Here is a 24,152-nt window from a genome sequence, read left to right as displayed (position 1 = left end):
CGTGATCACACTCCCCTGAGGACCTCGGAGACCGGCCTTCGGGGAGTGTGCGGGACCGGCTGGCCGTACCCCAGTCTGAGGAACATCTGCGGGCACCCGAGCGGGGCGTCGTCGAGGCTGCCGGGGCACTCCGGGCCCCGCAGGTCCAGCGGCTGACTGAACGGCGAGGCCGACACCCCGTGCGCGGTCGCGGTGAGCAGCACCCGTTGCAGCGCCTGCCCGGCCCGCAGCCAGTCGTGTGCCCCGTCCCCGTCGGTGAACAGCGCCGCGATCTGCGGGTTCTGCTCGAAGTCGGCACCGGGACGGCCCGGCCACTCGGGGGCGAAGTCCCGTATGGGCAGCCCCCGGTGGCGAGGGCGGGGACCGATCGCGTACAGGGGAACACCGTCGTCGCGGGAGCCGAGGTGGGTCCAGCGGGCCAGCTCGGCGTCGTAGTCCTCCTCCCCGGCCACCGTCGCGTCGGCCGCGGCGACCAGGTCGAGCACCCGCCGCGCGGCCCGCCCGGTGAGCACGACCAGTGTGGCGCCCTCCTCGTGGGCGGCGTCGACCAGGTCGACCACGACGTCCGCGGGCAGCGACCTGCCGTCGAAGGGGAACCGGTTGGTACGGCGGCGCCTGATCATGTCGTACAGGAGGCTCTCGCCGGTCGAGGTGGGCGCGCCCGGCGTTGTGTGGATGGTGGCCAGCAGGTCGGGACGCTCGTCGAGCGCGGGAAGCGGGGTGATCCGCGCCTCGTGGCCGACCATCCGTACGGCCAGCCGCAGGTTGAACAGGGCGGCTCCGCAGCTGATGCCCAGTGCGCGTCCCAGCGGGTCGATGACCGGCAGCAACCGGCTCAGGTCGGCGTACATCTCCAGCGTGTCACCGCTGACCCGGTGGAAGCGCCACGGCTGGGTGTTGTGCACCGAGGGGGCAGCGCTGGCCGCGACGACCACCCGGTGCAGACCGGCGGGAGTGGCGAAGGGGTTCATCGTCCGCTCACCCGCCCGGCGTGACGCGGGTGGACAGAAGGCAACAGGTCGACATCGGTCATTGGATTCTCCCCGCCACAGAGGTAGCAACGGACACGGATCCAGACTCCCGCCCCAGCCCTCAAACCCGGCAGGGGCCAAAGTCCCCGGTACGTGGGACCTCGGTTGGCAGCCCCTCAACGGCGACGTCGTTCATCTCCAGAGCTTCCGCCCGGGGCATCACCGTCGTCCCCACACCGAGAACCCCAGGATGACGATCGCGCCGACGGTCAGGTGCATCAGGAGCAGGACGAGGGTGGCCGGGGTGGCGACGGCGCTGTTCAGGGGGCCGAGGAGGGACAGGATCCACACGGTCACGGCGATGGTCGTCCAGACGCGGCGGGGCCGGGAGGTCAGTCGTTCCAGGATGGCCAGGAGCGCCCAGCCCGCGAGCCCGGCCAGCAGGCTGGACACGGCCACCGGAACCGCTTCGACCGTCTGCGTCGCGTCGCCCATCCGCACGTTCAGCGTCGTCCCGGCCACCGGCACCGCCAGGATCCATACGGACAGGGCGGCCACCGGGGCGGCGAGCACGGTGAGGGTTCTTCTGAGGGAGGTGTTCATGCCGTCCAGCCTGGTCCGCGGGGGTGGGGCACCACATCCGGCGTGTGGCCGCGACCGGTCCTCCCCGGGTGGGGGGCGGCTCCGACTTTGGGAGGTGACGGCCGCGCCGTACCGGTGAATAGCCTGGGCCGATGGGTGAGAAGCAGGCGGTGGCGGCGGGCGTCGTGGCCCTCGGGGTGGGCGCGCTGACCGCCGCGACGCTGTGGGGGCTGGGCGGCGGGGCGGTGGACGTCGTGGTCGCGGTGGTGAGCCTGGCCGCCGCGCTCGCCCAGTTGTGGTGGCCGGTCTCCGGGACGCTCGCCGCCACGGCGCTGGCCGTGATCTCCCCCGTGGCGACGCCCGCGGCGACAGCGGGCGCGCTCCAGGTGGCCCAGCGCAGGCGCTTCCCCCTCGCGGCCGGGGTGGCGGCGGCGGGGGTCGCGGCCCATCTGGTCCAGGGGCTGTGGCGGCCGAACTCCGGTATCTCCCTCGGCTGGTGGTTGCTGCTGATCTGTGCCGCGTACGGCGCGCTCCTGGGGTGGGGCGCGCTGGCCCGTTCCCGCCGCGCCCTGCTCATCTCGCTGCACGAGCGTGCCCGCCGCGCCGAGGCCGAGCAGGGCAGACGGGTCGCCGAGGCGCGTACGGCCGAGCGTCGCAAACTGGCCAGGGAGATGCATGACGTGCTGGCCCACCGCCTGTCGCTGGTGGCCACGCACGCCGGGGCGTTGGAGTATCGCCCCGATTCCTCTCCCGAGCAGCTCGCCAGGGCCGCGGGGGTGGTCCGCTCCGGGGTGCACCAGGCACTTGAGGAGTTGCGCCAGGTCATCGGCCTGCTGCGCGAGGAGGACGACCTCCTGGACGAGCGGGAGCCCGCGCCCACGCTGGCCGACCTGCCGCACCTGATCGACGAGGCGCGGCAGGCGGGCCAGAGCGTGTACGTCGCTGACGAGACGGACGGCGAGACCCCGCCCGCCGTCGGGAGGACCGGCTACCGCGTCGTCCAGGAGGGGCTGACCAACGCCCGCAAGCACGCCCCCGGCCAACCGGTCGAGGTGCTGCTGCGCGGCTCCCCCGGCTCCCGCCTGACGATCACCCTCACCAACCCGCTGCCGTCACCGGGCGCGGCGCCGACCTCGCCCGCGAGCGGCGTCGGGCTGGTCGGCCTCACCGAGCGGGTACGGCTGGCGGGCGGGCGACTCGACCACCACGGCTCCGATGGGCAGTTCAGGATCCGGGCGTGGCTACCATGGCCCGGGTGATCCGCGTGCTTCTGGTCGACGACGACGCCCTGGTCCGCGCCGGGCTGTCCATGATGCTGGACGGCACCGCGGGCATCACCGTCGTCGGGGAGGCGTCCAACGGCCAGGAGGCCATCGCCGCGACCGACGCCCACGCCCCCGACGTCGTCCTCATGGACCTGCGGATGCCGCGGGTTGACGGCATCACCGCCACCCGTCGGCTGCGCGCCCGCGCGCGGCCACCGGAGGTGATCGTGCTGACGACCTTCGACACCGACGAGAACATCCTGCACGCGCTGCGCGCGGGCGCCAGCGGGTTCCTGCTCAAGGACACCTCGCCCGCGCTCATCGTCGAGGCGGTCACCCGGGTCGCGGCGGGCGATCCGATCCTGTCCCCCGGCGTCACCCGGCGGCTGGTCGAGCGCACGCTCGCCCATACCGACGCCTACGAACGGGCCCGTGCCGTACTGGCCACCCTCACCCCGCGAGAGCACGAGGTGGCCCTCGCCATCGCGCGGGGCAGGACGAACGCCGACATCGCCACCGAACTCGCCATGGGCATCACGACGGTGAAGAGCCACGTCTCCAACATCCTCACCAAGCTCGACCTGGACAACCGCACCCAGATCGCACTTCTCGCCCACGACGCGGGTCTCGCCTGAGACACCGGTCGTCCGGTTGGTCAACGTGCTCGCGCCGAGGTCAGCCCTGTTCGACGGGGCGGGCCGGGTCGGAGGTCCAGGCCGACCAGGAGCCGGGATACAGGGCGGCGGGGATGCCGAGTTTGGTGAGGGCGAGGATGTCGAACGTGGCGCCGACGCCACCGCCGCAGTAGACGCCGAGGGGCCGCTCGCCGTCGGCGCCGAGGGAGACATACCGGGCGCGCAGGTCGTCGTCACTCCTCAGCAGCCCGTCCGCGCCGAGGTTGACCGCGCTCGGCAGGCTCAGCGCGCCGGGGATGTGCCCGTCGGCGTAGGCGGCCTCCGGGCGGGCGTCGAGCAGCACGCCGGAGCGGGCGAGCGCGGCGGCCTGCTCCGCGTCGAGGGTGGGAAGGGACCCCACCCTGACGACGAAGGCGCCGTCGCCGTCCTTGGGCGGGTCGGTGCTGAGCGGGCCGTCGGCGGCCTGCCAGGCGGCGACGCCGCCGTCGAGGTAGCGCACGTCCGGGACCCCCGCCCACCTCAGCGTCCACCAGGCGCGGGTGGCGATGGCCGGGTTCTCGCGGGTGTACACGACGACTGTCGAGTCCTCGTCGATGCCCCAGCGGCGTACCGACTCCTGGATCTGTTCCTCGCCCGGCAACGGGTTGTTGCCCGACCCCTCGTGGCGCCGACCGGCGAGCTGGGACACCAACTCGACGACGTGCGCACCGGGCAGCCGCCCGGGCTCCTCCTGGTCGGGGTCCAGCTCACGGCGGATCTCCAGCAGGACGACCTTCTCGCCGTCTGCCAGTTTGTGGCGCAGTTTCTCGGCGGTGATCACCGGGGACGTCGCGGTCATGGTGGTTTTCTCGTGCTTTCTCTCGACGATGGGGATTCAGGCGGCTTCCGCGTTCTTCGCGGCGCGCAGTTCGAAGAGCCGACGGGCGTTGCCGACGCGGATCCGCTCCTGAGCGGCCGGGTCGAACCCGGCGGTGTCCAGGGCGTCGCGCACCAGTTCGGCGGAGATCGGGCGGCCCGGCCAGTCGCTGCCGACGATGATCCTCTCGACGCCGATGACGTCGGCGTAGTAGCGGATCAGCCACGGGTTGAGCCGTGTCGTGTCGAAGTAGATGTTCGCGGGGGCGCCGTCCGCGGATCTCTGCCGGTAGGCCGCCAGCTCCTCGGTGACGAAGTACAGCGCGCCGCTGCCCAGCGCCGTGAACACCAGGTGCAGGTCGGGCAGCCGGGTCGGCAGGTCGGCATGAAGGGCCGACAGGAAACTCGCGCCGTTCTGCAGGCCGCGGCCGATCGAGTTGCCGGGACGTCCCGCGGCCTTCACCAGTGCCTCCGCCTGTGGCGCCGCCACCGGGTGCACGAAGACGGGAACGCCGAGCCGGGCGGCCAGTTCCAGGGTCGGGAACGCCTCGGGCGAGCTGAGGAACCGGTCGTCGCGCGAGGAGTCGAGCACGATGCCGTGCAGGCCGAGTTCCTCGATCGCGTAGCGGGTCTGCTCAGCCCCGGCCTCACCGGAGAAGGCGTCTACCGTGGCGAGGCCGAGGAACACCTCGGGCCGTTCCCGGACGGCGTCGGCGAGGTACTCGTTCACCGTGTTGACCGCAGCCGTCTCGACCGGGCCGTCCAGACCGAAAAGCTGCTCGACCGGTGCGCTGAGGGCACGCAGGCCGACACCGCCGTCGATGCTCTCCTGGGCCAGCCCCGGAAGGTTCTCCAGCTTCTCCTTGGCGAATCCGGCGACAGGGCGGGGGCGTTCGCCGCCCGGCACCTGCCAGCCGACCGGCCGGTAGTGGGTGTGGATGTCGATCAGACCGGCATCGGCAAGGGTCGTCATGTCATGGTTCCGATCTCGGTGGGGTCACTCAGTTCGGGTACGGCAGGCCGTAGTGGCCACGTAGCGTCGTCGCGGTGTACTCCCTGCGGTAGACGCCTTTCTTCTGCAGCAGCGGCACGACGTGGTCGACGAAGATCTCCAGACCGTCGGGGAACGTCGGCGCCTTGTAGTTGAATCCGTCGGCGGCACCGGTGGTGAACCACAGTTCGATGTCGTCGGCGACCTGCTCCGGCGTCCCCACGAACACGTAGTGGCCGTGCGCCGCGATGTCCCACTCGATCACCTGGCGGGCGGTGAGCCTTGCCTCGGCCGCCTTGGTGCGCAGCGCCTCGACCCGGCTCCTGAAGGTGCTGGTCGCGATCGAGTGCTCCCACAGCGAGTCCGGAATCGGTCTGTCGAGGTCGACACCCGACACGTCAAGCCCGTCGCCGCGCGCGACCTCCTCGATCGCTCCCTCGATGTCGATCAACCGGTTCAGCTCGTCGAACGCGGCCTTCGCCTCCGCTTCCGTGCTGCCGACCACGGCGAGGTAGCCGGGCATGACGTGGGCGTACGCGGGGTTCCGCCCCGCCTCGGCGACCCGGCGCTTGAAGTCGCGGTAGAACTCCCGCGCCGCCTCGATCGTCGGCTGGGCTGTGAAGATGGCGTCCGCGTGACGGGCGCCCTGCGACCGGCCGAAGTCGGAGTCGCCCGCGTGGAAGATGAGCGGCCGCCCCTGCGGGGAGCGGGGCACGTTGAACACCGCGTCGATCTGGAAGTGCCTGCCCCGGAAGGGGACGCGGTGCACCTTGCCCGGGTCCAGGAACACCCCGGTGCCCTGGTCGGCGATCACCGCGCCCGGTTCCCAGCTCTCCCAGAGCGCCTTGACGATCTGGAGGAACTCCTCAGACCGCTCGTAGCGCAGGGCGTGCTCGGGGTGGGAGGCCGGGCCGAAGTTCGACGCGGCCGCGGCACTCGATCCGGTCACGGCGTTCCACCCGGCGCGGCCACCGGTGAGCAGGTCGAGGGAGGCGATCTGCCGCGCCGTGTTGTACGGCTCGGAGTAGGTCGTCGACACCGTCGAGGCCAGCCCGAGGTGGGTGGTGACCGCGCCGAGCACCGACAGCAGCGTGATCGGCTCGGGCTTGGTCTGTCCGCTGGTCGGCTGCACGGGGCCGAGATTCGGTCCGTCGGCGAAGAACACCGCGTCGAACAGCCCGCGCTCCGCAGTTCTGGCGGTACGGATGTTGAAGTCGATGTCCCAGAGCTGGTGCGGATCGACGCCGGGGTGCCGCCACGCGGCCCGGTGGTTGCCGTACCAGTTGCCGAACAGGTTCAGATGCAGTTCACGGGTGGGTTCCGTCATGGTCGTACCGCCTCGGTCGGTGGATTGTCATGGTGGTTCGGGCGCGCGGAAGCGGGCGAGTGTCCGAGGTCCGGTACGGCCCGGCCGCGTGGCGTCGTGGGCGTCCGGTCCCGGTCGGCTCAGCCGACTGTCGCCTCCACCCCGACACCCTCGACGTCCCCGACACCCTCGGCGTCGGGACGCCACACGGCGTGGGCGTAGTGCTCGACGAAGGACTCCCCGGCGGCAGCGGTGACCGGCTTCGGCCGCCCCTGGTCGGCGAAGAAAAGGTCATGACTGATCGCCTCGACCAGGCGCGGCACGCCGGTCCGCAGGCTCGGGATGTCCCCCACCGGACGGCCGAAGCTGTGCGACGCGGCGGCGTTGAACAGGTGGATGTCGCGCAGCCACGGGGCCGAGCCGGGCACCCGCTCGGTCAGTTCGTAGCCCTTCCCCAGGTAGGGGAAGGCGCCGAGGACCTCGGAGCGGAGGTCGGCCGGGGGGTCGTACACGTCCCGCCACAGCGCCACGTCCTCGGCGATTCGCCGCAGTTCGGGGCGGGTGCGCGGGTCGTACCGGTAGCCGGTTCCCGCGATCACGAAGTCGTAGGTGTGGGTGCCGTCGGCCGCCTCGACGACGGCCCTGCCGTCCTCCGCGCGCAACGACGTCCAGGGCGCGTTGAAGTGGAGCCGCAGGTTGGGGAAGGCGACCGCGCGCAGCACGGTGTCCAGCGGGCTGGTCGAACCCTTGCTCGCCTGGGCCCACCGGCTCTTCCAGCGCACCGCGTCTGGCTGCAGGTGGAAGTTCTCCTGCGCGCCGGGGTTGGGCACGTTCCCGCCGCTGGGCTGGATGACCAGCTCGGCGCGGTAGGAGAAGACGTGCACCTCGTCGGCTCCGGACTCCAGCGCGACGGCGGCGGCGTCGAGCGCGGAGGTGGCGGCGCCCAGGACGCCCACCTTCTTACCGTTCAGCGCGGCGAAGTCGATCTCGTCGCCGGTGTGGGCGTACAGGTGTTCCGGGAGCGCTTCGAAGATCGCGGGGATGCTCGGGCCGCCGGTTCCCTCGACACCGTTCGCGAGGACGAGCTTGCGCACCACCTCGGTGTGCCGCCGTCCGTCCGTGTCCAGGTGCAGCCGCAGCAGGCCCTCGACCGGCTCGACGTCCACGACCCTGGTTCCGTAGCGGACCTCCACGCCGACCTGACGCTGGAACCAGTCGAGGTAGTCGGCCCAGTCGGTACGGGCGATGCGTCCGATGGCCTGGTAGGCGGCCTGGCCGTACAGTCCCTCGTACCAGGCCTGGAAGCCGAGCGCCGGGTTGCCAAGCTCGGGACCTGAGCGCGTCTTCGGTGTGCGCAGGGTGTTCATCCGCGCCCGTGTCCGCCACACGCCGGTGGTCGCCCGGTCGGCGGCCTCAAGGACGGTGACGTTGGAGACACCGGCGCGGCGCAGCGCGAACGCGATGGTCACGCCGCTCTGCCCGCCGCCGATGACCGCGACGTCGTGGTCCACGCCCGGGGTCGGGAGGACCCAGTTGGCCGGGTCGGCGCCGAGCAGGCGCAGCGACTCCTGTGCCGCCCGGTCGACGTCATCTTGCTTGCTCATCGTTTCTGCTTCCTTTCAGGGGGTTGCGACTCAGGCGTGCGCGTAAGTCGCGCGCAGGGACGGCAGGACGTGCTCCCCGAGGAGGTCGACCTGTTCGAGCATCTGGTCGACGGTGCCGCCGGGCAGGTCGATGGAGAAGAGCTGCCGCCGGTAGCCGCCGTACTGCTCCTGGAAATGGGCGATCTTGTCCAGGACCTGGGCCGGGCTGCCCACGGTCAGCGCGCTGTGCCGGATCGCCTCGTCGAGGGTGTCGTACGGCCACGCGGACAGGTCGTAGCCCTGCGCCTCGAACTCGCGCAGCGCGTCCTGGGAGCGGAGCCTGACGTGCACCTTCGCACCCGAGCCGACCGGCGCGGACTCCGCGGTGCCGTGGCCGTACGCCGCGTAGCGCTCACGGAAGTACCGCACGTGCGGCGCCGCCTGTTCCGCGGAGAAGAACACGTAGTTGGCGAAGAAGCCGTCGCCGTAGCGGGCTGTCTGTTCGACGAGGGCCCTGGTCCTGATCGAGGTCTGCCACACCAGCGGCAGCCGGTCGGTCAGCGGGCGCGGAACGACGGTGAACCCCTCAAGCGGCGGCCGGTACCTCCCCGTCCAGTCAACGCTCTCCTCACTCCACAGCCGCCGGAACAGGTCGTAGCGCTCCGAGGCGATCTCGACGGTCTCTGCGGGGTCGAGGCCGTACCAGCGGTAGATGCCGGGATCGACACCCCGGCCGAACATCAGCCCGAGCCGCCCGTCGGCCAGGTGCTGCACGGTCGCGTAGTCCTCGGCGAGCCTGACCGGGTCGTTGACGGTTATCAGTGAGACCGCCGTCGAGAGCTGAACGGTCGAGGTGACCGCGGCGATATGGGCGAGCAGTACGGCGGGCGAGCTGACGGTCGCCGGTGGTTTGTGCGCCTCGCCTACCGCGAACACATCGAAACCAGCCTGTTCCGCGCGCTGCGCGAGCCTCACCAGACCGCGCAGGCGTTCGGTGGTGGTCGCCCCGACCGACGGGTCTCCGGCGAGGTTGCCGGTGCTGAAGATCCCGATCTCCATCGGGGGACCTCAGGCCGTCTTCGCGGTGGCAGACGGGCCGAGGTGCTCCCGGAACGTCGTGCCGGTGTAGGCCGTACGGAAAAGACCGCGTCGTTGCAGCTCAGGCACCACCAGGTCGACGAACGCGTCCAGCGAGCCCGGCTGGTAGGGCGGGAAGACCACGACGCCGTCGAGCTTGCGGTCCTCGAAGTTCTCCTCGATCCAGTCGGCCACCTCCTGCCCGGAACCGACGACCGGCACCTGGTTGGCGGGGCCGTTGGCGACGAAGTGGTCGAGGTCGGCGAGCGTGATGTCCTCGTCCCCGAAGCCGAGGAACGCGTCCTTCACCAGCCAGGCGGACCCGGGGTGCGCGGCGACGTCCACGACGTCCTTCACCTTGTCGTACGGCCCGGCCCCGCCGAGGTCCACGCCGAGCACCCGCCCGAGCGCGTCCGCGTCGAACGGCACGACGGACAGGTCCTGGATCTCGCGGAACCTGGCGTGGGCGGCGGTCGAGGTCTCGTCCACGTAGAAGGTGATGCCGGGCAGCAGGTGGTAGTCGTCCGGGTCGCGGTGGTACTGGGCGGCCAGTTCCTTCTGCTTCCGGTAGTACTCGGCCTGCTTGTCGGCGAAGGGGATGAAGCGGACGTCGGCATACTTGGCGCCGAACTCGAACGACCGCTGGGACGTGCCGGCCACGATCAGCGGCGGACGGCGCTGCGGGGACGGCGGGATGTTGAGCGGTCCCTCGACGCTGAAGTGCTTGCCGCGGAAGGCGGTCGGGTGGATCTTGTCGAGGTCGAGGAACCGCCCGCCCTCCCGGTCTCCGACGTACCAGCCGTCCTGCCAGCCGTCCCACAGCGACCAGAGGATCTGGACGAACTCCTCGGCGCGGTCCCACCGGGCGTCGCCGTCGGGCTGTTCCTCGAACCCGTAGTTACGCGCCGCGTCGTCGCTGCGCCCGGTCACGATGTTGATCGCGGCGCGGCCCCGGCTGAGGTGGTCGAGGGTGGCGGTCTGCCGGGCCACGTTGAACGGATGCTGGTAGGTCGTGTTGAACGTCGAGACCAGCCCGATGTGCGACGTCAGCGCCGCGACGTAGGCGTTGGCGGTGAAGCTGTCGAGCTTGAACAGGCCGTTGGGGGTCCAGTAGTGCTCGCCGTCGGCGATGTTCACCACGCCGTTGGCCGCCGTGTCCGCCGACCACTCCCGGTTGCCGGGTCCCGGTTTGCCGGGCAGCCGGGCAGCCTCGCCGTTGCCGAGGAAGAAGTAGTCGAACAGCCCTCGTTCGGCGGTCTGCGCCGTCGCCCGGTAGAAGTCCGGGTCGCCCTCAAGCACCTTGTGGTGGCGACGGCGCCGCCAGCCCGTGCCGTGGCGCCCTTCCGGCCAGATCGAGTGCCCCAGCTTCACCTGACGCTTCTCACTCACGCTTGCACTCCTTGCTCGTTTCCTGCTTCGTCGATCACTTCAGGGGGGTGGCCAGTGCGGCCGATGGCGGGACCGCGCGTGCTCGCCGCATCCGGAGGAGGTCCACCACCGAGGCCCACACGGCGAGCACGAAGAAGATCCCGGCGGTGACCACCCCGGCGGTGAGGGCGCTGTCGTAGGTGGACCGCCGCGCGTTCGTCAGGCCCCCCGCCTGGCCGTAGATCACGGCGTAGAAGGCCGCCGAGGTGGCCGCCACGCCGAGCGAGTTGCCGATGCGCTGTGTCAGATGGCCGATCGAGGCGGCGAGGCCGCCCTTCTCCTTCGGCACGTCGATCAGCAGCAGCACGTGGTTCGGTGAGATCACCATGCCGTTGCCCACTCCGTTGAGGACCTGCGCCACCGTGATCACGGCTATCGCGGGGTGGGGCGGCAGGAGGTTCGCGGCCAGGGCGGAGACGAGGATGCCTCCGGCGGACATGAACAGCCCGGTCAGCGTGATGACCCGGCCCCTGAGCAGCACGCGCCGCGCCGCCCAGCGCGCGCCGAAGGCGGAGGCCGCGGCGGACGGCAGCAGGACCAGGGCGGCGAGGACCGGGGAGAGTCCGAGCGCCAACTGAAGGTAGAGCATCAGCACCAGGCTCACCGCGGGCCCGGTGGCCAGCCACGACGCGGCGACGAGCATCGCGATCCGGTACGACCGGGTACGCAGCAGGTCCCCGTCCAGCAGCGGAAGCGAGCCCCGGCGCGCGTAGCGGCGTTCCCACCGCCAGAACAGCACGCCGAAGACGGCGGCGGGGAGGAGCGTGTACCACCGCGCCGCGCTGTCGCCCGGCAGGCCGGTGGTCAGCACGAGTGGATACAGCACGAGGAGCACGGTGACGCCGAGAAGCACGGCGCCGAACGGGTCGAGGCTGCGGTTGGCGGTCGCGGCGACCGGCTGGGTCCTGGGCAGGTAGCGGAGGCCCGCGGCGAACAGCGCGACACCGATGGGGACGTTCATCAGGAAGATCCACCGCCACCCCTGGGCCTGCCCGCCCAGGGTCACGAGCAGGCCGCCGACGCTCGGTCCCAGCGCGGTCGCGATGGCGGTCATCACGCCGTAGTCGGCGAAGGCCCTGCCCCGCTCGGCACCGCTGAAAAGCTGCTGGATCACGCCGATCGTCTGCGGCATGAGGATCCCGGCCGAGACGCCGAGCAGGACGCGTCCCGCGATGAGCGTCCGCCAGTCCGCGGCGAGGCCGCAGACGAGGCTGGAGACGACGTAGACCGAAAGGCCGATGAAGATCAACCTGCGCCGGTGGCCCTGGTCCCCCAGGCGCCCGAAGGGCACGAGGGTGAGGCCGAAGGTCACGACATAGCCCGCCGAGACAAGCTGGAGGCTGGTCGGGCCGATGTGCAGCGCGTCGGCGATCGCCGGCAGCGCCACGTTGGCGTCGCCGATGCCGAGCAGGAGGAATCCCGAGAGGATCGACGCGACGTACAGGGCCCGCCAGCGCGCCCTGTCGTCCGTCCTGTCCTGGCTCATTTCTTCGGCGTCCATCCGAGCTCGGGCGCCACCTCGGCCGCGATCCGCTCCAGGCCGCGCAGCGCGGCGTCCACGGCGCGTTTCCCGCCGGACCCGGCCTCCGCGTCCTCGATGACGTTGGTGACGGCGATGAGGTAGTCCGCCTCGGGCAGCAGCGCGACGTCGTCCCGGAGGGCCCGCGCCGTCTGTCGCGGCGAGCCGGTCTTGACGTTCATCGACGCCAGGACCTCGTCGTCGTCCAGCTCACCGGGGTCGGTCCCGTTGGCCTTCGCGAGCCGGGTACGGCCTGCCCGCACGAACGGGGCCAGCTCCGCGAGCGCCGTCTCGTAGGAGTCGGAGGGATAGATCATCCGGATCGCGCCGAGCCGTGGCCGCAGACTGCCCGCCACCTCGGCCGGGGCCTGGCTCGGGCCGGTCTCCGCCCACTGGGACAGGTAGGCGTCGATGATCGGCCGCTGCCGGGTCCTGGCGTCGAGGGTCGCCGTGCCGTACAGGGCGCCGACACCGGTGAGTGCGGCGCGGCGGGCCGAGGCGACGCTGCCCGGGGTGCGCCAGAGGCGGTGCAGCAACGGTGTGCCGTCCACCGGCAGGGTCAGGCCGGTGCCGCGCAGCGGGTGGCCCGCCAGGGCGGCCTGCAGCACGGCGAGGTTCTCGTCGAACAGCTCCGTCGCCCGCGCCCCGTCGTGTCCGAAGGCCGGGTACCTGTCGATGTTGGCGTTGCCGGTTCCGAGACCGAGTTCCAGGCGCCCCCGCGAGATCGCGTCCAGGGTGAGCGCGTCCTCGGCGAGCTGGACGGGGTCCGTGACCGGCAGCGTCACCACTGAGACGCCGAGCCCGATCCGCTCGGTCGACACGGCGACCGGGGCGAGGGAGATCAGCGGTGACGGCGTCGAGCCCTCCTCGCCGTCGGCCAGCAGGTGCTGGGCCACGAACCCGACGTCGAAGCCGAGCCGCTCAGCGCCCACGAACAGGCGGACGAGCTCCTCGTGGGCCTCCGCCCGCCCGGAGGAGGACCGTACATGAGTGAAGAACCCCAGTTTGAGCGGCTCGCGCGCCGCGGCCGGGCTCACGCCGCACCCGTCTGGCTGCGCCGCCACCGGGTGACGCGCCGTTCGAGCAGCAGGAAGACCGCGTTGAACACGTAGCCGACGAACGCGACCGTGAGCACCCCGGCGAGCAACTGCCTCAGGTTGAAGTTCTGCTGGGCGAACATCAGGTAGTAGCCGATGCCGTCGTTGCCCGCGAGCATGCCGATGACGACCGCGAGCACGAGCGACATGCCCAGCGACTGCCGCATGCCGACGAGGATGTACGGCATCGCGAACGGCAGGGCGATCTCCCGCTGCGTCTGCAGCCACGACAGGCGGAACGTCTGCGCCGTCTCGGAGAGGATCTTCGACACGCCCCGGGCACCGGCGTAGGAGTTGATGATCATCGGAAAGATCCCCCCGGTGAGGAACACCGCGACCTTCATCTGGTCGCCGAGACCGAGGAACAGGATGTAGATCGGCAGGATCGCGGTGGCCGGGGTGAGCCGCAGGATCTCGACGAGCGGCTCAAGCAGCCCCCAGATCACCTGCGAGCGGCCCATCAGGAAGCCGATGCCGACCCCGAGCGGTACGGCGAGCGCGAGGGCCTCGGCCATCGTCCGCAGGGTGATCGTCAACTGGTTCAGCAGGTCGCCCGTGGTCGCCTCCCCCCACCACGTCTCGGCGATGCGGCTCGGTGAGGAGATGGTGGGGTCGTAGTCGACGTTGGAGTAGAGCTCCCAGAGGACGACGACCAGGGCGACCAGCGTCCAGCCGGAGACCCGGCTGCGGAAGTAGCGGCGCGCGTTCCTGCGCGCCCTGCCGACGGGCCTGATCCCGCTCGCCGGGGGTTTCCTTTCGGCTTCCCGCGCCTCTGTTCCGGTCACGATGGTGTCGGGCATGACTGGTCCTTCACTCGGTGCCGAGGACGAGGCCGAGAACCTCACGGCGAAGGCGGAGATAGCGGGGGTCCTCGCGGAAGTCGACCTGCCTGCGCGGGTACGGGATGTCGACGGTGACGTCGCGTTCGACGCCGCCGCCCTTCTCACGGAGCACGATCACGCGCTGTGACAGGTAGAGGGCCTCCTCGATGTCGTGCGTGACGAACAGGACGGTGAGGCCGTGCTCCTGCCAGATCCGCAGGATGAGGTCCTGCAGCGTGCTCCGGCTGAGCGCGTCGACCGCGCTGAACGGCTCGTCGAGCAGCAGCAGCTCGGGAAGCGCGGCCAGGGCCCGGGCGATGGCGACCCGCTGCTGCATGCCGCCGGAGAGTTCGCCCGGGTAGCGGTTGAAGGTTCCGCCGAGCCCGACCTCTTCGAGGTGTTCCTGGATCAGCTCGTTCTCCTGCGCCTTGGAGGACGCGCGGGCGGCGCCGTGCCCGTGCCGCAGCCCGAAGCGGATGTTGTCGCCGACCGTGCGCCACGGCAGCAGCGACTCGTTGTAGTTCTGGAAGACGTAGCGGGCGCTGTCTGGCGGCCCGTCCACCCGCTCGGTGCCGATGCGGATCGTGCCGGAGGTCGGCTTCTCCAGTCCGGCGACGAGGCGGAGGAACGTGGACTTGCCGCAGCCGGAACGGCCGACGAGTGACACGAATGCGCCCCGTTCGATCGTCAGGTCCACCGGCGAGAGTCCGCGTACGACGTTCCCGTCAAGGGCGAGGTAGTCCTTTCCCGCGCCTTCGACGGTGATGATCTCCTGATGGACGCCGCCGGTCAGGGCGGCCGCTTGGGCCTCGGTTGTGCTTGTCATGTGGGGACCTCACCCGTGGTGGTTCGTGGCTCGACGGCTGCCGCCGCGCCGGAGAATCCGTGCTCAGCTCGGGTTCTCCGGCGGCTGGATCAGTTCGGGGGCGGGCTGCAGTGCCGAGCCGTACACGAGCTGGCGCAGGTCGACGCCCTTCTGGATCTTGTCGGGGGCGTACTCAAGGCCGAGCTGGTACCAGGACTGGGTGGCGTCGAAGTCGAACGGCCCGGTCTGCGTGTTCGTCAGGAGGTTGTGGACCTTCTTGGGGTCGTTGCCGGTGATCTTCTGCAGGTCCGTCTTCTGGTACCTGAGCAGGATCGGCTGGAGTTGTTCCGGCTTCAGCGTCTTGAACCAGACGTAGGAGGCGTGCAGCGCCTTGTCGAAGGCGTAGGCGACCGCCTGGTTCTTCGGGTCCTTCAGCCAGTCGCCGGTGACCCAGAACGCCGCCGTTGTCGCCTTCAGGTTGGACCACTTCGACGAGTCGGGGTCGCCCAGGACGCGGAAGTCGTAGGCGCCCGGCTGCCCCTCGTTGGAGTACGCCTGGATCCACTGGCCGAAGAACGCGTCGACGGACCCGCCCGCCAGCGCCTGGGGGGCGGCGGACTGGGACTGGACGATCGTGTACTTGACCGCGTTCGGATCGACCCCGTTGGACTTCAGGAAACCGCGGAGGTTGACCGTGTGCTGCGGCACCGGCGGCAGGGCGATGCTCCTGCCCGCGAGGTCGGCGGGCGACTTGATCGGGCCGTCCGCCTTGACCAGGATCGGGAACTCCTCGGCGTTGGTGTTGTTGTTGGCGACCAGCTTGATGTCGAAGCCCTGCGCCTTGGCGTTGATGCCGGCGTAGAGGTCGGCGTAGCCGATCTCACCGCTCCCGCCCTGCAGCGCCGCGAGCACCTGGGTGCCGTTGGCGAGCTGGCTCTCCTGGATGTCCAGGCCGTACTTCCTGAAGAAGCCGTAGTCCTTGGCGAGCGCGACGTTGAAGGCGGTCGAGGTGTTGATCACCTTGACCGTCACCGGATTCGCGGGATCCAGGGCCGGTACGGCGGTGCCGGCGGGGTCTGCCGACGCCGGGGAGTCGTTGCCGCATCCGGCGAGCATGGTGGAGACGGCCAGCAGGGCGACGCCGGAGGTGAGCCATCTGTGGCGTCGGCGGTTCGTTGTCACGGGGGTTTCCTTTCGAAGCGGTGGCTCGGGAACGGAGCCGCGCTTCACCGAGGTCGGCGAATGTTCGGCATCGGGCATAGGCGTACGAGAGCTGTCACGCACGGTGAGCGCACAGGGGAATGACGGACCGAAGAACAGAGAGGTGGAGAGGTGAGGTGTCACGGGAATCCGGGCGTCCGAGGACCGGTCTCCGTGCCGGAGAGACATACCGCCGACGGCGGCGAGAAGGGGGAGAGAAGGATCAGGGGTGAGGAAGGAACTGGCCGAAACGGCCCTGGTGGTAGAGCAGGGGCCGACCCGTGCCGTGCACGGTCGCCTCGGCCACCGAGCCGATGACGAGCACGTGGTCCCCCACTTCCAGCGTCGTGTACGGCAGGCAGACCAGGTGCACCGACGCGTCGCTCAGCAGCGGCGCGCCGTACGGGCCGGAATGCCAGCGGGTCGGGGCGGCGAAGCGGTCGACGCTCTTACGGGCGAACCGGGTCGCGAGTTCGTGCTGGTCGCTGGTGAGCACGTTGACGGCGAAGTGACCGGCCGAGCGCAGCCGGGGCCAGGTGGTCGAGCCCTGGTCCACGTAGAAGGAGACCAGCGGTGGCTCCAGGCTGACCGACGAGAACGACGTCGCGGTCAGGCCGACGGGGACTCCCTCGTCCCGAGCGGTGATCACCACGACTCCCGCGGCGTGCGCCGCGAGTGCCCTCCTGAACCGTTCGCCGTCCACGGTCCTTCCGGGAAGGATTTCGGTCACCGTCCGGCTCCCTTCCCGCCGAGGTCCATCCGTCCGGCGTCCGGTCTGTGGGAAGCCGTCCGTGGGTCGCCTGCCAACATCTCGATGTTCATCTGAGCCCCCTCGGGCGCTCATGCCGCTTCTCGGCTCCGCGAAGACGGAACCGTCGTCGGCACATGGGTTCAACCAAGGCGATCGCAGCCTCCGGCCTCCCCCGGGGACGGGGACAGGGGCCGGAAAGCGGCAGTGATCTTGTCCAGATCGGATGGGCGCGATCAGCGACACTGCGCGGTCGGAAGGTGGCCGAGGTGCAGGTGCCTGCGCCGGCTCATGGGCGGCGATAGGGGGGAATCCGGCGGCGATGCCACCGCATCAGACGAGTGCGATCAGCGACACTGTGCGCTTTTGACGTGGCCGAAGTCCACGTGGTGACGCCGGGTAAGGGGAACATCCTTGCGCATAACCCCAATTTAGGTGCCAAACTAACTAAAGTCAACACTCCCTACCAGTTGTACATGAAATACCCACACACCTGACGGCCACCGTGTCAGCGACGCCGCACCCGGCCAGTGCTGCCCCGGGGTCAGTGGACCAGTTGGAACTTGGTCGACGGAACGCCGGTGGTGTAGCTGCAGTCGAAGGTCGTGGCGGTCGCGGTGTAGGACCAGCCGCTGGGCACGACGCAGGCCCACAGTCCGTCGACCGGCTGCCTGAGATGGAAGGTCGTGGCCGTGGTGCCCAGGAAGCTGCAGCCGGAGGTGTAGGTGATCTGGTCGTAGGTCCAGCCTGTCGCGCTGACGCAGGCCGTGAGGCCGTCGTAGGGGGCGAGCACGTGGTAGACGGGCGAGGTCCAGCTCGACTGGCTGCACTGGTAGCTGTACTGGACCTCGTCGTAGACATAGCCCGGCGGCGTCGAACAGGCCCAGCCGGTCAGGGCCCGCGTCGCGGACGCGCCGGTGAGATTCGTGGCGAACAGCACCATCACCGCCGTGATGGTCAGGATGGTGCGGCGGAGAATCCGAAACGTTCTGCTGGTGGACATGGAGGTCCCCTCGGCGTTCTAATGGGTGCCCGGAGTTTGCTGCTCTATTTGCCTTATAAACACCGTGGAGATTTTTGGAAATTCTCCGCGAGGCTGGATCTCCGCATGTCGTGTATGCGACCCGGTGAATCAGCGGCTTTCCCTTGGTCACAACCGGTTCGGTGCGCCCGCCGTACGTCACCGGCGAAGTGGGTTTCCGCACGCGGAGGATCATGAGCAGTACGCGACTTGTTTCTGTGGACGACGCGCCGTTGCTGGCGGAACGGCTGCGTGAGAACCGCGATTTCCTGGCCCCGTGGGTTCCCGCCCGCACCGACGACTTCTTCACCGTCGCCGCGCAGCGCGACCTCCTTGAGAAGGCGCTCAGGGCACACTCCGAAGGCACGATGCTGCCGCTGGCGATCCTCGACGGCGCCGGAGCCCTCGTCGGCAGGATCGACATCAGCGGCATCACCAGGGGCGCCTTCCAGTCGGGCAGCGTCGGTTACTGGGTCAGCGAGTCCCACAACGGCCGGGGAATCGCCACCGAAGCCGTGTCCGAAACCAAGGAGATCGCCTTCACAGAACTGGGCCTGCACCGCCTCCAGGCCGAAACACTCGCCCACAACACGGCATCCCAACGAGTCCTGAGACGCAACGGATTCATCCCCTACGGAATCGCCCCGCAGTACCTCAGAATCGCCGGAGAATGGCAGGAACACATTCTCTACCAGGTCCTGAACGGGGAATGAGCGTAGGTGCCGGGCACGGTGAACACCGTGCCCGGCGGTTGGTTATCTGAGGCGGGCTTCGATGGCCTCGATGATTCGGGGGCGGAGTTCGGCGGCGCGGATCACCGCGTCCACCGAGCCGACCTCGACCGCGCGTTCGATGTTGTGCACCCGGTCGAACTCCCCGGCCACCTCGCCGAGCTTCTCCGACCTGACCGTGGCGCGGAGCTGGTCGAGTTCGGCGCTCAGCGCGGCCCGGTCACCGCCGACGGCGGCCGCGACCCGGGCCTCCAGGTCACGCACCCGTGGGTCGGCCGCGGTCCTGGCCGCGACCTCGCCGGAGAACACCACCGCGGCGGCGGGGGCGCCACCGAGCACCGAGGCGAAGGAGCCCTCCAGGGCCAGCACGGTCATGCCGGGGTTCAGCGCCTTGGAGAACACCACGAACGCGCCGCCGTGGTAGCGCGAGATGACGCAGAACACGATCGGCCCACGGAAGTTCACGATCGCCCGGCCGATCTCCGCGCCGTACTCCAACTGCAGCTTCCGCATCGACTCCGGGGAGCCGTCGAAGCCCGACAGGTTCGCCAGCACCACCAGGGGCCGGTTGCCGCTGGCCGCGTTGATCGCCCGCGCGGCCTTCTTCGACGACTGCGGGAACAGCGTGCCCGCGGTGTAGGTGTCGGGGCCGTCGGTGGGCGGGAAGCCGCGCCTGGGCACGGAGCGGGACTCGATGCCCAGCAGGCAGACCGGGATGCCGCCGACGTGCGCGTCCTGCACCACCGCGGTCTCCGCGTCGGCCATGCCCGCCCAGCGTTCGAGCACCGGGTGGTCCTGGTCGGACAGCGCCCGCATCACGGTCCGGATGTCGAACGGCTTCTTGCGGTCCGGGTTGGCCTCGGCGGAGAAGATCTCCCCCACCCGGGTGAAGTCGCTGCCGTCCAGGGTGTGCGGGAAGTCCGAGATGTCCCGGTCAACGGGGTCGGTCGTCCTGGCCCGCCTCGGCGCGTCCTCGCCGGGCGCGACGTAGGTGTGGTCGTAGTGCGACATCAGCAGGTTCCTGGCGGCCGTGAGGTTCGGCGCCCAGTAGTGCGCCTGCCCGTTCGGGCCCATCACCCGGTCGTAGCCGCCGATGCCGAAGTTGTCCTCCGCCGACACGCCACCGGAGAAGTCGAGCGACTGCTTGCCGGTGAGCACCATCGCCGAATCAGGCGTCATCACCAGGATGCCCTTGGTGTGCATCAGCATGGTGGCCTCGGCGTTCCAGTACGGCTGCGCGCCGACGTTGATGCCCGCGACCACGACGTTGATCTCGCCGCCGTCCTGGGTGAACTCGACGATCCGCTTGAGCGCGGCGGCCACCCAGTCCATGTTCTCCGTGCCGGACTCCATGGAGATCCTGGCCCCGGCGGACAGCGCGTACCACTCCAGCGGCACCCGCAGCCGTTCGGCCAGATCCAGGGCGGCGATCACCCGGCGGCACTCCGGCTCGGACAGCGCGCCGAGCGACTTCGTCGAGTCTCCGAGCAGCACGACCCTGGTGACGCCCTGCGGGTGCCGCGTGGTCGGCGTGGTGACCACGCCCGCGACGATCGCCGCGGTGTTGCGTCCCTTCTGCCGTTCGACCGGCACCAGCGCGTCGCCGTCGAGGTCGTACTCGACGAAGTCGCCGAGCAGGCCGGTCAGCTCGTAGGGGTAGACCGTGTTGCGGCTGCTCGCGCGCAGCACCTTCTGCCGGTAGTCGTCGACCGGCTCGACCGGCTCGTCCGACGGCTCGCCGATGAGCAGCTCCGTGCCGCCGGTGAGGCTGAAGGAGACGCGCACGGCGATCTTCTTGAGCTCACCGGTGCCGTGGTCGCGCTGCCGCGCGATGATCAGGATCTCCTCCAGCCCGGCGCCTATGGTGGTCGGCAGCACCCGCTTGGCGAGCAGTTCCAGCTCGGCGCGGGTGATGTCGCTGGGGGGCCAGACGTAGATCACGACGCGGTTGGTGAGGAAGCGGGGCGCCGAGGACCGCTGGGCCCTGACGCGGCGGATGGAGTCCAGGCAGGCGGCCAGCGCGTCCTCGGCGGTGGGCAGGGCGGCCAGGCGACCGTCGTGCTCACGCAGCTCCACGAGGTTCCTGACCTGCGTGAACGCCACCAGACGGTCGTCGGAGGGGTTCTCCTTCGCCACGCAGCGGAACAGGTAGACGTCCTCGTCGGAGGAGGGCAGGCGGGTGAGGTCGAACTTGCGCAGCCGTTCCATCTGCATCCGCTGGGCGATGTACGGGTGCAGGCCGCGGATCAGCCGGTCCTCCACCATCCCGGTGTCGGAGGGGCGGAAGGTGACGTGGTGGTGCATGGCCGCGCCGCCGCGACCGGCGACGGTCAGGGTGAGCCTGCGGACCTGCGGGGGCAGCGGGTGCGCGCCGACGACCTTGCCCAGTTCTGCGGCCACGTCGGCGAAGTCCTCCGGCTGGTCCTCCCAGACCAGGTAGATGTCGGAGTCCAGGGGCTCCTCACCGGTCGCCAGCTCGGCCAGGCCGCGCAGCGCGTCGCCAAGCGCGTGGAAGCCGACGGCGGTGGACACCACGGTGAAGTCGGTGCACTCGGCGAACACGAAGGCGCAGTCGGCGTGCCTGCCGGTGCGGATGCCGACGAGGCGCTTGTTGCCGTAGTAGCGCCGGGTCAGCACCTCCAGCATGGTCGTGTTGTCGAGGTCCTTGTGCGCGAGGCGCTGGCTGAGCAGCCGGACCAGGGGTTCGGTGACCCGCACCATCTCGGCGACCCGCTCGGCGCGGTCGGGGGCGTCCGGGTTCGCGTCCAGGTAGCGCAGGTGCTTGCGGACGTCGGCGTAGACGCGGGCCCGGTTACGGCGCAGCAGCGGCAGGCCGAGCCAGGCGAACACCACGCCACGCGCCAGGTCGGACACCACGGGGAAGCGGACCTGGGTCGCGGACAGCAGGCGTTCCAGGGCGAGACCGACGGGCTCGCGCAGCGCCTCGGCGGGCGGCGACTCGCGCAGCCAGACCTGCAGCAGGGAGGCGATGACGTCGGCGTCTGTCGACGTCCGCTGCTGGGCCAGGAAGATCCGGAAAACCGCGGCTTCCAGCTCCGGGGTGCGCTCCAGGTCGGTGACGCCGTAGTGGCCGAGCACCCTGGCCAGCTTGTCCTGGAACGTCGTCGGCAGCCCGGCGCGTTCCACGTCGAGGCTCTGCAGGTAGGTGTGGAAGTACTCGCGGGCGCTGTGCACGTGGCTCTCGCCGCCGACCTCCTCGCCGGGTGGGCGGTTACGGCTCAGCTCGGCGAGGTCGGTGAACACGGTCAGCAGGCGCAGTTCCGCTTCGAGGGGGCTGTGGCCGTCCTCGACCACGGCCTGCCGGGCGGCGAGGTAGTCCTCCAGCACCCGGCCCTCGTTGTGCGGGTCCACGTCGAAGCCGAGCAGCAGGCTGCGCAGGTCCTCAAGGCCACGCCGTACACGGTCGCGGGCCGGGGTCTCCTTCGGCGCGGCGGGCAGGTCGAGCTCCACCCGTTCGACGGTCTCGGTGTCCTCGGTGTCGGCGAGGGGGTCGAGCCGCAGCAGCGGGGCTCCGGTGTCCACCTGGCTGCCCAGGGTGACCATGCACTCCTTGAGCCGGGCCCGGAACGGCGCGCGCAGCACCGTCTCCATCTTCATGCTCTCCAGGACCAGCACCGGAGCCCCGGCCTCGACCTCGGCGCCGACCTCGACCAGGGTGGCGACGACCAGCGCGGGGGCGGGTGAGCGGAGCACGCCGCCCTCGTCACGGCTGACCCGGTGGGTGACGCCGTCGACCTCCACCAGGTGCACGGCGCCGTGGGTGCCGGTGACCAGGCGATACTTGGCGCCGTTGACCACGATCTGCCCGGTGTGCCGGTCGATGCGGTTCAGCTCGACGTTGACGGTACGGACGTCCTCGCCCGTCTCGATGACGATCTGGAACCGGTGGGCGCCGACCCTGGCGACCCGCACCTGGTAGCCGACGCCACGCAACTTGAGCTTCAGCCGTCGGCCGCTCTCGTGCTGCACCTGGGGACGGCCGCCGAAGGCCGTGGACAGCAGGCGCCGCTGCTCGACGTGCTCCTCATCCTCGTACACCGCAATGGCGGCGGCGGCCACGGCGACGGCGGAGTGCCGGTGGGACACGAGCCGTCCCTCGCCGCGGACCCGGTCGATCCAGGCGGTGTCGGCGCTGGCGTCGATGACCTCCGGCTGGTCGAGAAGGTCGAGCACGAAGCTCTTGTTGGTCGTGCCGCCGTCGATGATCACCGTGGTCTCGGCCATGGCCCGGCGCAACCGGCCGAGGGCCTCACCACGGTCACGGCCGTGGGCGATGATCTTCGCGATCATCGAGTCGAAGTCGGCGGGGATGGTGTCGCCCTCGCCGACCCCGGTGTCCACCCGGATGCCGGGTCCCGCGGGCAGGTTCAGGCGTGCGATGCGGCCCGGGGAGGGCGCGAAGTCCCGGTCGGGGTCCTCGGCGTTGAGCCGGGCCTCGACGGCGTGCCCGCGCTCCACCGGCGGCTCCCCCACCAGCCGGTTCCCGGCCGCCACCCACAACTGGGCCTTGACGAGGTCGAACCCGGTGGTGGACTCGGTGATCGGGTGCTCGACCTGGAGGCGGGTGTTGACCTCAAGGAAGGCGAAGATCCTCTCGCCGGGGTGGTACAGGAACTCGACGGTCGCGGCGCCGCAGTAGCCGACCGCGACGGCCAGCCGTTCCGCGGAGGCCTTGAGCTCGGCGCTCTGCTCGGCGCTGAGCACCGGGGAGGCCGACTCCTCGATGATCTTCTGGTTGCGCCGCTGCACCGAGCAGTCACGGACGCCGAGCGCCCACGCGGTGCCCTGGCCGTCGGCGATCACCTGGACCTCGACGTGCCGAGCGCCGGTGATCAGGCGCTCAAGGAACAGGACGCCGCTGCCGAACGCCCGCGCGGCCTCCTGGCTGGTGCGCTCGTAGGCGTCGGCCAGCTCGGCGTCGTTGGTGATCACCCGGATGCCCCGCCCGCCGCCACCCGCGGTGGCCTTCAGCATCAGCGGGTAGCCGACCTCGGCCGCGGCGGCGAGGGCGGCGTCCAGGGACTCCACGGCCCCCCGGCTCCACGGCGCGACAGGGACCCCGGCCTCCTCCGCGATCAGCTTCGCGCCGATCTTGTCGCCGAGCTTGCGCATGGCCTCGGCGCTCGGGCCGACGAAGGTGACCCCGATGTCCTGGCAGAGCTCAGCGAACGCCGGGTCCTCGGCGACGAACCCCCAGCCGACCCAGGCGGCGTCCGCCCCGGTCTCCACCAGTGCGCGCCTGAGCACCTTCAGGTCGAGGTACGGCCGAGCCGCCGCAGGACCCAGGTTGTAGGCGATGTCGGCCTCACGGACGAACATCGCGGACTGGTCCACGTCGGTATGCAGGGCGACCGTCTCGATCGTGCTCCCTGTCTCCGCGGCCAGTTCCCGGGCTGCGTGGATGAGCCGCATCGCGGCCTCTCCACGGTTGACGATCACAATACGGCGGAACACTCGACCGACCTCTCATCTCCTGCACCAGAGGGAATTACACCC

19 protein-coding genes are annotated in these 24,152 nt (G+C 70.5%); 3 read left to right on the top strand and 16 right to left on the bottom strand.

The annotated features are described in order from the left end of the window. Positions 1–5: 5 nt before the first annotated feature. Both FHS44_RS30450 and FHS44_RS30445 read right to left on the bottom strand, forming a co-directional pair. Positions 6–971 (bottom strand): Acg family FMN-binding oxidoreductase, encoded by a 966-nt coding sequence (locus tag FHS44_RS30450; RefSeq protein ID WP_184720896.1) that lies wholly within the window; start codon positions 969–971, stop codon positions 6–8. 219 nt (positions 972–1,190) lie between these two features. Further along, positions 1,191–1,574 carry a DUF6069 family protein gene (locus FHS44_RS30445; RefSeq protein ID WP_184720894.1) on the bottom strand — a complete coding sequence of 128 codons (384 nt, stop codon included), beginning with the start codon at positions 1,572–1,574 and terminating at the stop codon, positions 1,191–1,193. A 131-nt stretch (positions 1,575–1,705) separates the two neighbouring features. Between FHS44_RS30445 and FHS44_RS30440 the strand changes: the two genes are divergently transcribed. Both FHS44_RS30440 and FHS44_RS30435 read left to right on the top strand, forming a co-directional pair. Beyond that, positions 1,706–2,812, top strand: coding sequence for a sensor histidine kinase (locus tag FHS44_RS30440; protein WP_184720891.1), 1,107 nt, complete (start codon positions 1,706–1,708; stop codon positions 2,810–2,812). Then, the gene (locus FHS44_RS30435) at positions 2,800–3,453 is read left to right on the top strand and encodes a response regulator (protein WP_184721066.1); all 654 of its coding nucleotides are present in this window, start codon (positions 2,800–2,802) and stop codon (positions 3,451–3,453) included. Before FHS44_RS30440 ends, FHS44_RS30435 begins: the two co-directional genes overlap by 13 nt. A 40-nt stretch (positions 3,454–3,493) precedes the next feature. Here the strand turns inward: FHS44_RS30435 and FHS44_RS30430 are convergent, their stop codons facing one another. The 13 genes from FHS44_RS30430 to FHS44_RS30370 all read right to left on the bottom strand — a co-directional run bounded on the left by FHS44_RS30430 (position 3,494) and on the right by FHS44_RS30370 (position 17,886). Then, on the bottom strand, positions 3,494–4,291 hold the full coding sequence (locus tag FHS44_RS30430) for a sulfurtransferase (protein WP_184720889.1): 798 nt from the start codon (positions 4,289–4,291) through the stop codon (positions 3,494–3,496). Positions 4,292–4,327: 36 nt separating this feature from the next. After that, on the bottom strand, positions 4,328–5,281 hold the full coding sequence (locus FHS44_RS30425) for an amidohydrolase family protein (protein WP_184720887.1): 954 nt from the start codon (positions 5,279–5,281) through the stop codon (positions 4,328–4,330). Between the two features lie 28 nt (positions 5,282–5,309). Continuing rightward, positions 5,310–6,626, bottom strand: coding sequence for an LLM class flavin-dependent oxidoreductase (locus FHS44_RS30420; RefSeq protein ID WP_184720885.1), 1,317 nt, complete (start codon positions 6,624–6,626; stop codon positions 5,310–5,312). Positions 6,627–6,745: 119 nt separating this feature from the next. After that, positions 6,746–8,209: an FAD-dependent oxidoreductase gene (locus FHS44_RS30415; protein ID WP_184720883.1), complete on the bottom strand. Its 1,464-nt coding sequence runs from the start codon at positions 8,207–8,209 to the stop codon at positions 6,746–6,748. Positions 8,210–8,239: 30 nt separating this feature from the next. Next, positions 8,240–9,247, bottom strand: coding sequence for an LLM class flavin-dependent oxidoreductase (locus FHS44_RS30410; protein WP_184720881.1), 1,008 nt, complete (start codon positions 9,245–9,247; stop codon positions 8,240–8,242). A gap of 9 nt (positions 9,248–9,256) precedes the next feature. After that, positions 9,257–10,654: an NtaA/DmoA family FMN-dependent monooxygenase gene (locus tag FHS44_RS30405; protein ID WP_184720879.1), complete on the bottom strand. Its 1,398-nt coding sequence runs from the start codon at positions 10,652–10,654 to the stop codon at positions 9,257–9,259. 34 nt (positions 10,655–10,688) lie between these two features. Further along, complete coding sequence (locus FHS44_RS30400; protein ID WP_184720870.1) at positions 10,689–12,194, bottom strand: MFS transporter; 1,506 nt, start codon at positions 12,192–12,194, stop codon at positions 10,689–10,691. Next, positions 12,176–13,249 (bottom strand): LLM class flavin-dependent oxidoreductase, encoded by a 1,074-nt coding sequence (locus FHS44_RS30395; protein ID WP_184720868.1) that lies wholly within the window; start codon positions 13,247–13,249, stop codon positions 12,176–12,178. The genes FHS44_RS30400 and FHS44_RS30395 overlap by 19 nt, the downstream gene beginning before the upstream one ends. Next, entirely contained in the window at positions 13,246–14,109 is an 864-nt protein-coding gene (locus FHS44_RS30390) for an ABC transporter permease (RefSeq protein WP_184720866.1), read from the bottom strand. The genes FHS44_RS30395 and FHS44_RS30390 overlap by 4 nt, the downstream gene beginning before the upstream one ends. A 10-nt stretch (positions 14,110–14,119) precedes the next feature. After that, positions 14,120–14,956, bottom strand: coding sequence for an ABC transporter ATP-binding protein (locus FHS44_RS30385; RefSeq protein WP_184720864.1), 837 nt, complete (start codon positions 14,954–14,956; stop codon positions 14,120–14,122). A gap of 63 nt (positions 14,957–15,019) precedes the next feature. Beyond that, positions 15,020–16,117: an ABC transporter substrate-binding protein gene (locus FHS44_RS30380; RefSeq protein ID WP_184720862.1), complete on the bottom strand. Its 1,098-nt coding sequence runs from the start codon at positions 16,115–16,117 to the stop codon at positions 15,020–15,022. Positions 16,118–16,358: 241 nt separating this feature from the next. After that, positions 16,359–16,865: a flavin reductase family protein gene (locus FHS44_RS30375; RefSeq protein WP_312863866.1), complete on the bottom strand. Its 507-nt coding sequence runs from the start codon at positions 16,863–16,865 to the stop codon at positions 16,359–16,361. A gap of 562 nt (positions 16,866–17,427) precedes the next feature. Continuing rightward, on the bottom strand, positions 17,428–17,886 hold the full coding sequence (locus FHS44_RS30370) for a hypothetical protein (protein ID WP_184720859.1): 459 nt from the start codon (positions 17,884–17,886) through the stop codon (positions 17,428–17,430). Positions 17,887–18,098: 212 nt separating this feature from the next. Between FHS44_RS30370 and FHS44_RS30365 the strand changes: the two genes are divergently transcribed. Continuing rightward, positions 18,099–18,617: a GNAT family N-acetyltransferase gene (locus FHS44_RS30365; protein WP_184720857.1), complete on the top strand. Its 519-nt coding sequence runs from the start codon at positions 18,099–18,101 to the stop codon at positions 18,615–18,617. A gap of 42 nt (positions 18,618–18,659) precedes the next feature. Here FHS44_RS30365 and FHS44_RS30360 read toward each other — a convergent pair whose 3' ends face one another. After that, positions 18,660–24,110, bottom strand: a complete 5,451-nt coding sequence (locus tag FHS44_RS30360) for an ATP-binding protein (protein WP_184720855.1) — start codon at positions 24,108–24,110, stop codon at positions 18,660–18,662. Positions 24,111–24,152: the final 42 nt, after the last annotated feature.

This window comes from Streptosporangium saharense (assembly GCF_014203715.1).
Classification (GTDB): Bacteria; Actinomycetota; Actinomycetes; order Streptosporangiales; family Streptosporangiaceae; genus Streptosporangium; species Streptosporangium saharense.
This window is presented reverse-complemented; position numbering and strand designations above follow the sequence as displayed.

Coding starts and splice junctions, on each gene's coding strand:
- FHS44_RS30410 (WP_184720881.1), bottom strand. CDS start 9,247: ATGGAGATCGGGATCTTCAGCACCGGCAACCTCGCCGGAGACCCGTCG.
- FHS44_RS30445 (WP_184720894.1), bottom strand. CDS start 1,574: ATGAACACCTCCCTCAGAAGAACCCTCACCGTGCTCGCCGCCCCGGTG.
- FHS44_RS30440 (WP_184720891.1), top strand. CDS start 1,706: ATGGGTGAGAAGCAGGCGGTGGCGGCGGGCGTCGTGGCCCTCGGGGTG.
- FHS44_RS30415 (WP_184720883.1), bottom strand. CDS start 8,209: ATGAGCAAGCAAGATGACGTCGACCGGGCGGCACAGGAGTCGCTGCGC.
- FHS44_RS30365 (WP_184720857.1), top strand. CDS start 18,099: ATGAGCAGTACGCGACTTGTTTCTGTGGACGACGCGCCGTTGCTGGCG.
- FHS44_RS30390 (WP_184720866.1), bottom strand. CDS start 14,109: ATGCCCGACACCATCGTGACCGGAACAGAGGCGCGGGAAGCCGAAAGG.
- FHS44_RS30450 (WP_184720896.1), bottom strand. CDS start 971: ATGAACCCCTTCGCCACTCCCGCCGGTCTGCACCGGGTGGTCGTCGCG.
- FHS44_RS30425 (WP_184720887.1), bottom strand. CDS start 5,281: ATGACGACCCTTGCCGATGCCGGTCTGATCGACATCCACACCCACTAC.
- FHS44_RS30400 (WP_184720870.1), bottom strand. CDS start 12,194: ATGGACGCCGAAGAAATGAGCCAGGACAGGACGGACGACAGGGCGCGC.
- FHS44_RS30385 (WP_184720864.1), bottom strand. CDS start 14,956: ATGACAAGCACAACCGAGGCCCAAGCGGCCGCCCTGACCGGCGGCGTC.
- FHS44_RS30430 (WP_184720889.1), bottom strand. CDS start 4,291: ATGACCGCGACGTCCCCGGTGATCACCGCCGAGAAACTGCGCCACAAA.
- FHS44_RS30420 (WP_184720885.1), bottom strand. CDS start 6,626: ATGACGGAACCCACCCGTGAACTGCATCTGAACCTGTTCGGCAACTGG.
- FHS44_RS30435 (WP_184721066.1), top strand. CDS start 2,800: ATGGCCCGGGTGATCCGCGTGCTTCTGGTCGACGACGACGCCCTGGTC.
- FHS44_RS30370 (WP_184720859.1), bottom strand. CDS start 17,886: ATGTCCACCAGCAGAACGTTTCGGATTCTCCGCCGCACCATCCTGACC.